The organism is Pseudomonas sp. KH_021 (assembly GCF_057838865.1).
On the sequence record NZ_CM174477.1, the window covers coordinates 2648487 to 2661057 of the forward strand.

General features: G+C 57.8%; 9 protein-coding genes. 3 read left to right on the top strand and 6 right to left on the bottom strand.

Translation table 11 applies throughout. The features are described 5' to 3' along the window. Window positions 1–27: 27 nt before the first annotated feature. Window positions 28–507 carry a multidrug transporter gene (locus AC3IX4_RS12335; RefSeq protein ID WP_489260790.1) on the bottom strand — a complete coding sequence of 160 codons (480 nt, stop codon included), beginning with the start codon at window positions 505–507 and terminating at the stop codon, window positions 28–30. Between the two features lie 215 nt (window positions 508–722). On the opposite strand from AC3IX4_RS12335, the gene AC3IX4_RS12340 reads away from it, so the two are divergent. The 3 genes from AC3IX4_RS12340 (at window position 723) to AC3IX4_RS12350 (ending at window position 6668) form a co-directional block, all read left to right on the top strand. Next, window positions 723–2708: a hypothetical protein gene (locus AC3IX4_RS12340; protein WP_489260791.1), complete on the top strand. Its 1986-nt coding sequence runs from the start codon at window positions 723–725 to the stop codon at window positions 2706–2708. 187 nt (window positions 2709–2895) lie between these two features. Then, window positions 2896–5061, top strand: coding sequence for an autotransporter outer membrane beta-barrel domain-containing protein (locus AC3IX4_RS12345; RefSeq protein WP_489260792.1), 2166 nt, complete (start codon window positions 2896–2898; stop codon window positions 5059–5061). 374 nt (window positions 5062–5435) lie between these two features. Further along, entirely contained in the window at window positions 5436–6668 is a 1233-nt protein-coding gene (locus AC3IX4_RS12350) for a hypothetical protein (RefSeq protein WP_489260793.1), read from the top strand. Between the two features lie 131 nt (window positions 6669–6799). Here AC3IX4_RS12350 and AC3IX4_RS12355 read toward each other — a convergent pair whose 3' ends face one another. From AC3IX4_RS12355 to AC3IX4_RS12375, 5 genes are all read right to left on the bottom strand, one after another. Next, window positions 6800–7861 (bottom strand): fimbrial protein, encoded by a 1062-nt coding sequence (locus tag AC3IX4_RS12355; RefSeq protein ID WP_489260794.1) that lies wholly within the window; start codon window positions 7859–7861, stop codon window positions 6800–6802. A gap of 51 nt (window positions 7862–7912) precedes the next feature. Continuing rightward, entirely contained in the window at window positions 7913–10426 is a 2514-nt protein-coding gene (locus AC3IX4_RS12360) for a fimbria/pilus outer membrane usher protein (protein ID WP_489260795.1), read from the bottom strand. A 22-nt stretch (window positions 10427–10448) separates the two neighbouring features. Beyond that, complete coding sequence (locus AC3IX4_RS12365) at window positions 10449–11201, bottom strand: fimbrial biogenesis chaperone (protein WP_489260796.1); 753 nt, start codon at window positions 11199–11201, stop codon at window positions 10449–10451. An 80-nt stretch (window positions 11202–11281) separates the two neighbouring features. Continuing rightward, window positions 11282–11824: a fimbrial protein gene (locus AC3IX4_RS12370; protein ID WP_489260797.1), complete on the bottom strand. Its 543-nt coding sequence runs from the start codon at window positions 11822–11824 to the stop codon at window positions 11282–11284. A 193-nt stretch (window positions 11825–12017) separates the two neighbouring features. Further along, a complete protein-coding gene (locus AC3IX4_RS12375) occupies window positions 12018–12464 on the bottom strand; it encodes a hypothetical protein (protein ID WP_489260798.1) in 447 nt (148 codons plus the stop codon). Window positions 12465–12571 lie beyond the last annotated feature (107 nt).

Below are 12571 nucleotides of genomic sequence, written 5' to 3' on the forward strand. Positions count from 1 at the left end.
TCATAAAGAGGTAATAAAGAAGGGGACTTAGTCCGAGAAGCTGCCTTGCAAGCGTTCGGCCCGGAACTCCAGGGTTTCGGGCCGATAGCCAGGACGCAGGGGTGGCATGGGCAGGCAATCTTCCCACAGGACACCGGCTTGCAGTTCACCGGGGCCACGGTAGCGGGGGGTGGAGTAGAGATTTTCAGCGAGGTTGACGGTGTCGCCGGGCGCATAGGCGCCGACGCGCCAGCGCAGTTCCACCAGCGGCACGTCATTGTTGTTTTTCAAATGCACCATCAACGGGCGGTCGGCCGGGCAGCGTTGCGGGTAGTCGCTGGTCGGGGCGTAAATCAGGCGCAGATCAAGGCGGGCCAATTGGCGGGTTTCGCGGGTGTCCAGCCACACCACCCACAGCGCCACCAGGCCCAGGCCAAACAAGGCCGCCATGGAAACGGGCAGTGCCTTGGCCGGGTAGCGCAGCAGCAAGATCAGCCAGGTGAGGATGAGCAGGACGCCGATAAACATTCAGGCCGTACCTTGGGTCGGGAGTTGACCAATCCTACTCGGATGAGGAGAAAAAGCCTAAACCCTCGGTTATACGCTTCAATGGGCGAAGGCGATAGCTGTCAGTTCTGTGAGTATTAGCTGTCGGAAAAATCGCATTCAATGAAGGGGAGAGACCGAATGCGTTTATCTGCCGCGGTGAAGTTTGCGGCGCCCTTAACTCGTGGAGAATTCATATGTCATTCGCTACTTCACAACCCCCTTCGGACAAAGTCCGAGGGGCCGTCGGAACCGCCAATCTGCAGCATTTCAACGAACCCAGCGCGACGATAGAGGCCCCCATTATCCAGGCTGCCATACCGGGAGATTTAGACGGCCTGGTGCCAAGTGCCGCGGCCAGTCAAGCACTCACGTTGACCATTCCTGGATGGACAAACCAAGCCCCCGACCCTGAGTTCAACGATGTGCTGGAAATCTATCTGCGAATGGTCGGTGAAACGAGTTGGGATCAAGTTTACCGGCAAGTCGTTCCAACGCCTGCGGACGGTGTCGTGTTTCCCATCGATCGAGACATACCCTTAGAGCATGTCAGAAGCCGGGAGGGAAAGTTTGAAGTCAAGCTGACCGTGATAGATTGGAACCAGCAATTGCCGACCGATTCGGCGACCGTCAAACTCCAGTTGGACAGAACGGCGCCTTGGGCAGGTAACCCGACCGGTGTACCTGAGTTGATCATTGATCGGGACGTGATCACTGATGAAAGTCTGGACGCTGAAAGCGGCGTGATATGTGAAATTCCTGATTTTGTCGATGAGAAAAAAGAGTTTGTGTTTGTGGGTATCAGCGTTTTTGACCATATTCCCGGCACCGTTCCCGATACGCCTCATTATGGAGGGCTGGTGCCGGCCAATCGTCAAGTGACGATACCGAAAGCAGTCTTTGAGTCGTTCAAATCCAATCTGCTTTATTTCGTTTATGTATTGGTCGATAAGGCCGGCAACCGCAGCGAAATGTCTTTACCCAAGGCAGTCCCGCTGGCACGGGGAGATTTGGCTACCAACTTCCAGCTCCCGGACGTGAACCTGGCCTCCGATGGAGATCAATTTCTCATCGACCGCGTAGACGCCAATGATGGGGTCAAGGTGTTGATCCAGATGTTTGATAACTCACAACCTGAAGATCTACTGCAGATACACTGGGGCAGTGAGCCATTGCTTCCGGTGCCGGTTGGCGCATGGGAAGGCTTTCCGCTCGAGGTGCCAGTGTCGTGGGCAACGCTGAAGGCTGCCTATGATTTCGACGGCCCGGATATGCAAGACACTGACGTCAGTTATCAAGTGCTGCGGGGCACTTACGCCATGGGTGGAGGCACCCGCCCCATCGTGGTGGATTTAGCCGTTCACGGTCCAGTCGACCCAGGGGATCCAGACCCGGACCCGATTTCTGAGCAGTTGAAGCTGCCTATCCTCACAAGCTTTACCGGTGAAACAGACGAGCTGGTTCCCGCCGACCAAAATGAGCCTGCGACGGTCACCATTGAACTGATTGATGAAATAGTCGCGGACTCCCATATCGGGCTGTATTGGAATGACAACCTCTTCGCTTTTCAGTCGGTGAATAACGCTGTAGCAGGTATCTTGACCTTTACCGTCCCGTGGAAAGTAATTGCTGAACATGGTAACCATCCAGAGTTGCCCTTGTATTATGACCTGATGCCGCCGAATGCTAACAATCGGCTGCGCTCTCGAACCAAACAGATCAACGTGGACGTCAAGCCGATTATTTTGGACCCAGTGAGCTACCCCGATATTCATATAGACCCTAATAACGGCGCTCGGCGTTTGAACTGCAATTCGGTGCGCGAATACAACGGAGAGAAGGGCGTGTGGGTGAGGGTTCCGCTCTCGGAGCATGTCAAAATTAACACGGTGTTGGTGATGTGTTGGGATCTGTTCAGGAGGGACGGTACAACGCCTGTTGTCGGCGCGGACGCTCAAGAGGCTATCCGCGTACCTGACAATGCGACCACACATGTGGACTGGTTTTTAGAGTACGAAAAGCATATCAAGCCCGCTTACATAGATGGCGACGAGCAATATGGGCGGGGCGAGGCGTGGTACGTGGTTCAGGTAAACGGCGTTGATCACCCGAGCGATAAAAAACGAGAAATGGTGGCGCCCGGCCAGGGCGGTGGTGGTACGTGCGTTTTTCCCCCAGTGTAGATGTTCACTGGCGGGCAGTGTCGCAATGACGTTGCCCGGCTTCAGCTCTCAGTAAATACGACGCTTTTATCGGAAAATTCCTACATGAAAGGGTTTTCAAGTTGCGTAATCTGCGCGCCGTCACTGGGCGTGTAGGAAGAAGCTTACAGGCCAGTTGCTAAATATCCTGCAACCAAGGAACTGTCATATGCAAAGCTTACAGCCCCGGTTTTCCCTCACACCCCTGTCACATTCCCTGCGTTGGTTAACCCTTGCGCCGATGTTGCTGATGGCGGAGCAGGCGTTTGCACTGGTCATTGATAACGAAATCGTCAATATCAACGCCAGCACCACTGTCGACACCTATCAGTTGACCAACAACGCGACCTTGAATGCCAACGGTGCTCGAACCGATGCCATCAGCTCGGCCAATTCGGCTGTTAACCTGACCGGCTCGACGGTCAATGCGACGACCGGTTTTGGCCTACAACTGCAAAATAGCCAGGCAAACATTAGCGGCAGCACCATCACCAGCACTGAGGCAGCGCTAGTGTTGACAGGCTCCACTGTTCAGCTCACTGGCAGCTCTGTGACCGGTGGTGACCGCGGTGTTTCGGTGGCAGCGGGCAGCACCTTGACCGCCAGCGGCAGTCAGATTGTTGCGCAAGCCGCCAATGGCAGTGGCGTAAGGTTGGCCGGTGGTCAAGCGAGTATCAGCGATAGCCTGGTCCAGGGGAGGGTCAATGGCATTTTGCTGTTTGCGGGCAACCAGGCAGGCTCGGTCAATAAGGTGGTGCTGTCTGGCTCCCAAGTTGAGGGCGTGGCGGGCGCTGCCATTTCCGTGCGCAACGGGCCTCTTGCGCCGGCTTCCAATGACATTTTGGTCAGCAATGGCACCACGCTGGTGGGCGGCAATGGCAACGTATTGGAGATCCGCGACACCTCCAGCGCCACGCTGACGGCCGATAATAGCCACCTGATCGGCAATGTGGTGGTTGCTCAAGGCGCTCGGGGCGACCTGGTACTGCAAAACAATGCAAGCCTCACAGGCCAGCTTCAAAACGTTGCGAGCCTGGGCGTGAACAGCGGCGGGCGCTGGAACCTGGTGGGCGACAGCCAGGTGGGCGATTTGAACATGAACGGCGGTTCGGTCAAGTTTGGGGACGCTGCGCAGTTCTACACGTTGTCGGTCGCCAACCTCAGTGGTAACGGAACCTTTGTGATGGATGCCGATTTTGCCGCAGGCCAAGTCGATCATCTGGACGTCAGCGGCACTGCCACCGGCAATCACCAGTTGCTGATCGCCAGCAGCGGCGCTGATCCGCTGGCCGATACGCGCTTGCATGTCGTCCATATTGCGGACGGCGATGCCAGCTTCGCGCTGCAAAATGGCCGTGTCGACCTGGGGGCTTGGTCATACGATCTGCTCAAGGAGGGCAATGATTGGTTTTTGGCCTCCACAGGTGAAATCAGCCCAGGCACCGCGTCGGTGTTGGCGCTATTCAATACAGCCCCGACCGTCTGGTATGGCGAGCTGACCTCTTTGCGCTCGCGCATGGGGGAGTTGCGGTGGGATGACAAAAAGGCCGGTGGCTGGATTCGAGCCTATGGCAACAAGTACAACGTGTCCTCGTCTTCGGGCGTTGCCTACCAGCAAACCCAGAACGGCTTCACCCTCGGTGCCGATGCGCCCCTGGGCAACGGTTGGCTGCTGGGTGTCATGGCCGGTCACAGCCAATCGGACTTAAGCTTGAAGTTGGGTACCTCCGGTGAAGTCAGCAGTACCTATGCCGGTGTCTATGGCAGCTGGCTGGACGAAGACAGCGGTTACTTTGCCGATACCGTGCTCAAGGTCAACCAGTTCCGTAACAAGGCTGATGTTGCCATGAGCGACGGTCAGCAGGTGAAGGGCGACTACACCAGCCACGCAGTGGGTGTCTCGGGAGAGTTCGGGCGGCACATCAAGTTGGAAAAAGACTATTTTGTCGAGCCTTCCGTCCAGCTTTCCGCCGTGCGAATCAGTGGTGAAAGCTATGAGCTGGACAATGGTCTTGAAGCCAAGGGCGATGCCACCCATTCAGTGCTGGGTAAGGTGGGTGCAACGGCCGGGCGCAATTTTGCGCTGAGCGAGGGGCGCACGATCCAGCCCTATGTTCGTGCAGCCTGGGTGCACGAATTTGCAAAGAACAACGAGGTCAAGGTCAACAACAATGTGTTCGAGAACGATCTGTCCGGCTCGCGTGCAGAGGTGGGCGTGGGTGTCGCGGCATCGTTGGGCAACAACTTCCAACTGCACAGCGAAATTGACTACAGCAACGGCAAAAAGCTTGAGCAGCCGTTTGGCGTCAGCGTGGGCCTGCGTTACCTCTGGTAGTGCATTTTTGCCCGCTGTCTAGCTGTCAGTTCTGTCAGTAGCGAGCAATCAGCAGATAGGCTTCAATCGTCACCATCAGCGCCGGTATGGCCCAGGCCATACCGGCGCTTTCTCATCTGTGAGGTTATGTGATGGCGACTTCTAGAGTTGAAGCTCTGTTGACTTCCCTTTGCTTGAGAGCATCAAACGCCATAAGTGCCCTGTTGGGGCGCAAGGTTTCCAATCTTCTGCCTGAGCCTGATGTGTCTGATGTTATGCCACCCCTTGAGGGGGCTACACAGGTGAAGCTGTTACCGGTTGCCAGGACACTTCCACCCAGTCCACCCTTGCGAGTCGAACTGCCGCAATGGCCCAATTCGGCACCGGACCCTGAGATGGTGGACGTCGTCAAACTCCATTGGCGAACGGTGACCATCAGTAAGAACTTCCCCGGCCCTGTGACGCCTGAGCAGCGGTTCATGGAAATTCCACTGGAAGAACTAGTCGAGGGTCTGCAGCCACTTCGGTATGAAGTGATCGACTGGAACAACAAAGAATCGACGTTTTCCTCAACCATTGAGATCACGATTGATAAAACACCCCACGTGGTGGCTCAGGCCGTTCTGGCGTTCCCGCCGGAGCTGATAGACGGCGGTGTCATTACCGATCAGTACCTGATCGAACATGGCGACCTGATCGTGCCCATCCGGCCGCTGTACGAAACGCCGGGGGCTGGCGACAAGCTTGTCTGGTTCTGGAGCTCCACTTTCAACGGTCAGACGCAGGTTGGTGAAAAGACGCTTTACAAAGCCGATATCGACGCCGGCATCACCGTAACCTTTACCGAGCAGATGATTCGCGATGCAGGCGATGGCACCCGCTTCGCGCATTTTCGGGTATTCGACCGTGCGGGCAACGAAAGCCAGGATGGCGGTCGCATTCAGCTGCAAGTCGATGCCACGCCGATCCCCCGCAGGCTGACTGTCCCCAGGGTCCCACAAGCAAACGGAAACAGCCTTGTGCCCTCGAGCAACGGGGCCACGGTGGTCATACCGGAAACGGCCGTGATTTATCCTGGGGAGGAGGTGTGGGTGCAATGGGGTATACCCGGTACGGCCGGCGCACAGCGGTTCGACACACCCACGTCTCCTGGGGGCAGGGAGTATCGTATTCCCGCCGCCAATGTCGCGTCTTATATCAACAGGCCATTGAAGGTGAGTTACAACGTCGTGATAACCGGTTCGCCGCAGGAGTCTGATGAGCTCAACCTGCAAGTGGGGGTGCCGACCGGCCTACCCATCATTCAATTTCAGCCGCGCAGCGGCAACAACAACCTACCGCTCAGTGGACTGGTTAACGGCCAGGCCACCTTTACCTTGGCGGCTTGGCCGATGATCGCGATAGGTCAGGTCATGAGGGTCGAGCTGCGAGGCTTGGAAAACATCAGAATAGTGGATGACGTAGAGGTCCAGCAGACAACAGGTGTGCTCCCGGCTGGGCAAGCCACTGAAGCGCAGCTCAGAAGGCTGGGGCTCAATCAGTCTTTCGATCTTCGTGTCTGGATAAGTTTCGACGACAAGAACTCCTGGTTTCCCTTCGAGCGCGTCCCAGCCACTCTGATCAACTGAAGCCACATCCTGGCTCTCCAGTCAGGCGACGACGCAGGCATTGTAGGAGCCCAGCTTGCTGGCGATGCAGGCGCTGCGGTGCTTCATGAAATCGCGTCGATCCCACTTCACCGGCGCGCCTTCAGAGCCTTCTACTGATAGCTTATGGTGAAGTTCAGCGCGCCTTTGGCCAGTCCAGCGCCTACCTCGTCTTCGGTTTGATAGTAGCGCGCCGTGAAGGGCAAAACGGTTGTGCCGTTGGTGATGGTTTGCAACGGCACATCATTTTCCAGCGCAACAGGTGTCAGGCCATCACTCTTGAGAATCTGTATACCGACACCGCTGGCGTCAGAGTCACTGGTCAAGCTGAAAATGCCACTGTTGCGATTGCCAATGGGGGCGGAGCCCAGGGTGCCGTCCAGTCGAATATAGGCGGTGGCAACATCGGCGTCAGTCTGACAGTTGCTGAGTGTGATCGTGAAGGGTATAGGAGCCGTTGCGCTGCCTTGGGCCGGAAAATCGCTTTTTTTCCACGTACCGAGTTGCACCGGGTCGGCACTCACGGGGTTGCCATTGAAACTGCACTGGGCTTGGTTGATGGTGCCGTTCAGTTCCAGGCCCCAGGCTTTGCCAAGCCCCGTCAGGTAGCCTGCTGCCAGCTCGCCTGCGAGCACATGCGAGCCCGGCGCCAGATCGCCGGTCTTGATCAGTGTGATTCTATTTTCCACGGTATGGATCGGCAGGATGATCGCCCAGTCTATGGTCGTACGGGCGCTGAAGGGGACGCTGGGGTACTCTTCGGCGCCGTTGACTGGCGTGAACCCCAACGACTGACCGTTAAACGGTCGCCACAGTTCAACAATGGCGCCAACGCCGGGAATATTGGTCTGCAGGATATTGCCCTCCCTGGCTGTCGGGTTGTTGATGGCGATGTTGCCGAACAGGCGCGTAACGCTGGCTTGTGCTTCGAACGTCAGGGGAATCTGGTTGGGCCTGGCGCACAGAATGTGATTGCCTTCCTGGGACCGAGTGGAGGCCCGAGTGAAGCTCGCAAGCTCTGAACCGATACGCGCATCGCGGGCTATCCAGAGGGTTCCGAGGTCTCGAACGGCGGTAAAGGATGATCCTGCTGAATAAGTGCAGTTAGCGGATGCACCTTGATGGATTAACGCCAGCAGTAAAGTGGTCGGGAACAGTACGGAGGAGAATTTCACACGGGGGTCCTGGATGAAGGCGGGGTGGCAGGCAAGCTGCCTTCCCCGAAATTAAAGGCAGGTGAGGGTCTGTAGCCGGTAGCCTTGATCTTGCTCCATGCTGGCAGGGTCAATGGGCAAGTTGCATTGATGGTCACCCCAGTGAACAGACAGCATTTGCGGCGCATCGCCGATAGAGAGCATGACTTGGCCACCTTGGCCGATCACACCCAGTGCTTCTCCCTGCGCATTACGTACTTGAGCGCCAAAGGGCACGGCCTGGCCGCTGCCGGTGCGGGTGGTCAGGATCAGGCGGCTGACTTTGCGCGCCGCAAAGGAAGCCTTGACCACCGCCCCGCGACGCGGGATGACCTGTGCAATGCCGTTGTCGATTTCGATATCCGGCCCCAGCCGATCGCTCTGCAGTTGTATGTGATTGGTGCGGTAGGGCTGTAAATGAGGAAGCAGCGCATATCCTTGGGCGTTGGTGCGCGCGCCGGTGGCATTGACAACCTCCACGCCGCCGATGTCTGGCACTTCGATCAGAGCGCTGGTGTCTCCCAGATACGGCCCCAGCGCCAGTCCATCGGCGTGAAGCAGTAGCGCGCCGGTGGCATTGACCGACAGGCTGCGATAGCCGTTGCCCCAGGTGTAGCCGCCGCCGACATTACCCATGTGGGTCTGGTAACCCAGCGAAAACGCAGCGCTTTGCTGTTGCTGCTGGTTGCGACTCAACGACGCTTGATAGCTCAATTGCTGGGTGTCGGTATTGCCACTGAAGCTTGCGCGTTGGCTGTGACCTTGTTCGTCATGATGCAGGTCGAAGGTGGCCCTGGCTGAGCGGGCCGAACCAAACTCCATTGGCATCGAAATACTGAGGCCGATCTGGCGGTCATTGCCGCGCTCGTTGCTCAATGACTGGTTGGCAAACAAGCTGTAGGAAACACCGCGGTGATAGGTATTGCCACTGACCTGGAACTGGCGCTGGACCTGGGTGTTATTCCAGAAATCCTGATGAGAGTAGGTCAGGCTGACCGAGCTTTTGCTGGACAGGTTCTGATACAGCGAAGCCTCCAGGCGGCTGCGGCGGCTGCCAAAAAAACTGCTGCTATGGCTGCGTTGGCGTACGGCTTCGTCGAAATCCCGGTAGCCTTCGGTGGAGTAGCGATAGCCAGCAAAGCGAAGGTTGGTGTGGGTCTGGAAGCTCTTGCCGTATTTGATGGCATAACTGGAGCCGCTCACACTTTCTTGCGTGAAGGCATCGATGCCGCTTCGGGCCCAGGTGACGTCCAGCGCCAGGGCACCGAACTCACCCAGGTCGCGGGCGGCGCCCAGAGTGCTGGAGCGATAATAGTCGCTGGCCATCAAGCCGCCATAAAGTGTCGAGTTCCAGGCCATGCCCATGGCCAGGGTGCCCTGCCACAGCAGGGGATCGTCGAGCTCGTCGGCGCCGTTGTAGCGGCCCACCGCCGCGCTGTAGCGCCAGCTGCCTTCGCGCAGCAGGTTGCCGAGTGAGGCATAGGGTTGAATGAAGCGCCGGACTTGACCGTCTGCTTCCGTCAACACCACTTCCAGTTCACCGCTGCCGCCGATGGTGCTCAGGTCGTCAATGACATAAGGGCCGGCACTGACATAGGTGGAATAGATGGGATAGCCGTCGCGAAGCACTTCAAGCTTGGCGCGGCTTTGGGCAACACCGCGAATGATCGGTGCGTAGCCCTGCTGCGAATCGGGCAGCATGCCCAGGTCAGAACCGATCAACAGGCCCTTGATGGGCACACTGCGGATAATTTCGCCGCTGGTAAAGGTCTCGCCCAGCGTGAGGTTGGCGTGAGTGCCGGGCAAGTCGCGTTGCACGTAGGTATAGGCCCGCAACCATTCGCGCTCGCCTTCACTGTTGCTGCGCAGCGCCTGGCTGCTGCGCAGGCGCCAGGCGCCCAGGTTGAAACCGCCATTGAGGTACAGGTCTTCGCTGCTTTGGCTGCCTGAGTAACGGCTGGTGCCTTGCTGGGCGGACAGCTGGTAATTGATGAACGCGGCGTTGATGCCGTAGTCCCAGTGTTCGGGATCGATGTAGCCCAGCACTTCCCGATGCACCGCAATCTGGGGAATCGAGATCGCCAGGTGCAGGTTGGCCGCGTTGAAATCAAAGCTCGCACCTGGGATCAGTGCCTTGAGGTCGACACAAGGGTTGTCCAGTAACAGGGGGTCGGCTGCTGCGCTGAGCCGAACACCCAGAGCCTGCAGCAAGTCGGCCGAGAGGCAAGGCGCCAGTACGCCTTGCTCGTTGGCGGCGAAGTCCAATGTACGGGGTGAGCTGGCGGATCCGTTGACCGAGATATCCACGCGATAGAGGCCGTCCGCCAGGCTCTGGCCCTGTGCCAGTGCCTCCAGCGCGTGGTTGGCAGCATCGCTGGGTTGGTGAGCGTCTTGTTGTAGGAAGCCGCTTTGAAAGGTTACCCGAGCTTGCGCCTGGGCCAGGGGCAGTTCGGCGAAGTTGGCGGCACCGCCCAGGGCCAGGCAGTGAAACAGGCGGCGGCAATACCAGGGGCGGCGCAACGGCAGAAGCAGGTAGGGCGGGGTCATGGATGCTGGGTTCCGGGCAACGTCAAGGTGCTGCTTGAACAGGCACGCTAAGCGGTGTACTGGTGCCACCAAAGTCATTGATGGTGCTGAAGGTGACGTGCAGGCCTGGCCGGTAGCTTGTCCCTTCGAAGGTCAGGTGCTGGCTGGCGAAGGGTTCGAGCATGGGGGCCTGCTTGAGCTTGTCGGTGCGAGCCGTGTCGCCGACCTCCAGCCGTGCAAAGGTGTAATGAAAGGGGGTCGGGTTGTGTACCTGCAGGTGCAAGTGGCCGGCCTGCTCGCTGGCGGTCCATTGCAACTCTTGAAGCCGTGCGCTGGGGCTGCCTTGAATTTGGGTGGGGCGATAAAACAGCTTGATGCGGGTACGCAAGGCGATATTCAGGACGTTGTCGGCGTGCTCATCGGCCTGGGGGATCTCCTGCACATTGAAAAAAAACAACGACTCGCGATCGGTGGGCAGATTGTTGGGCAGGCCGTTGACCTGGACTTGCTGCTCCTTGCCGGGGTCCAGGCGGAACAGCGGGGGCGAGGGAATAAAAGGCACGACGGTGCTTGTGTCATCGGCCACGGTATTGACCCAGGTCTGCACGGCAAAGGGCCGGTTGCTGGGGTTGTTGACCACAATGGAGGTGCTGCGTTTTTCGGCATCGAAGACGATGCGGGTCGCGTTTAATGTCAGCGCTGCCTGCGCGGTGTTCACGGGGGCCAACAGGGGCAGACAGAGGCAGGCGGCAAGCAGCGGCCGACGAAGGGCTGGTCGCGAGATCAGGCCTGGCATGGTGAAATCCTTAAGGATGAGCTGTGGCAATAACGAACTGCCCCCGATCAGCCAGGGATTACCGAGCGGGGGCAGAGGGGTTACTGGATGTCTACGCGAAAGCCTATGTCAGCCGAAGCCGGGCCTGCGGTTACACCTAGCGCGGTAGAGCGGTAGTAGGCATTGAACAGCAGGTCGGTTTCGCCGCTGTCGTTCAGCTCATAGGCATTGGACGTTACGCCGGGCTTGAGCGCCAGGCCCTGGACATCACGCAGCGAGATGGCCACGTTTTTGGCGGCATCGGCGGTTTGGCCAACAGCAAAGTAATCACCCTGGGCCAGGCCTGTGAACGTCACAGAGGCTTCGCTAGTCGGGTTGATCGTGCAGCTGGAGCCACCTTTAACGCGCAGGGCGAAGGCCTTGCCGTTGTATTCCTGACCCACGCCGGTAAAACGGCTGGCATCGACACTGCCCATCTTGACCAGGTCGCCGATCGACCCGTCGCCAGGGTTGACGACTTCGATCGGGCAGGTCGAAGCGGTGATTCGGCCTTCGAAGTTGATGGTGCCGGTATTGGCGAAAGCGCCAGTGCCCGCCAGGCTTGCGGCCAGGCCGAGGGAAAGGGCGATAAGGGATTTTTTCACGGTGCAAAGTCCTTGTTTGCAAGCGCCATGCAGAGGCAGCCGAGACGGTGGCGGGTGCGGAGGGTTGGAGGGTGCAGCGGGTGTCTCGGTGGGGCGGGAGTTTAGGGAGGGGGGAGTGGGGGAGATATGAGAGAACTCTCAAAAAAGAAGCGGCAGGAGGGGCTAGCTCCGGCCGCTTCAAAGGTTTCAGACACTACGCTTTGCGAATTTCCCACAACCCATTTTGAGGTAAATGGCCTGTCAATAAATGGCGCTCTTTACCGAGGCGGTAGATTGGAAAATTGTCTCTAGTGGGAACAGCAGGGCGCATTGTGAAGTTGCCGTTTACACGTTGACCGATGGGCTTCAGTCCGAGTTCAGTTGGATTAATATAGTTGTTCCTGAAACTATTTGGCAGCATTCTAGGGGGTCTGGTCATCACGGCGGCTTTTGGGCTATTCCCCAAAACAGCTTTGGGAATAAGAAGTCCATTATTTGCTTTGCGTATTGCAGCAAGAGTCGGTCCAGCTCTTTCAACGGAGGCAAAGATGCCTGTACTTGCCTTGGACGCCGCGTTGTATAAAGCATTTCCTCCATACATTGCCATCGATAAGTACCCGAGCCAACCACCGGCTTCTGTTACCTTCGCGTTATTCGTCATACTGCCGCCAGCGGATAGACCCGTTGATAGAACTTGTGTTAGCGCTAGTGTGCTGTCTGCGAAATAGCTTTTCTAATTTTTCACCTACACTTCAGGTGTCATTTCCC

Coding starts and splice junctions, on each gene's coding strand:
- AC3IX4_RS12350 (WP_489260793.1), top strand. CDS start 5,436: ATGGTGGACGTCGTCAAACTCCATTGGCGAACGGTGACCATCAGTAAG.
- AC3IX4_RS12360 (WP_489260795.1), bottom strand. CDS start 10,426: ATGACCCCGCCCTACCTGCTTCTGCCGTTGCGCCGCCCCTGGTATTGC.
- AC3IX4_RS12375 (WP_489260798.1), bottom strand. CDS start 12,464: ATGACGAATAACGCGAAGGTAACAGAAGCCGGTGGTTGGCTCGGGTAC.
- AC3IX4_RS12345 (WP_489260792.1), top strand. CDS start 2,896: ATGCAAAGCTTACAGCCCCGGTTTTCCCTCACACCCCTGTCACATTCC.
- AC3IX4_RS12335 (WP_489260790.1), bottom strand. CDS start 507: ATGTTTATCGGCGTCCTGCTCATCCTCACCTGGCTGATCTTGCTGCTG.
- AC3IX4_RS12365 (WP_489260796.1), bottom strand. CDS start 11,201: ATGCCAGGCCTGATCTCGCGACCAGCCCTTCGTCGGCCGCTGCTTGCC.
- AC3IX4_RS12340 (WP_489260791.1), top strand. CDS start 723: ATGTCATTCGCTACTTCACAACCCCCTTCGGACAAAGTCCGAGGGGCC.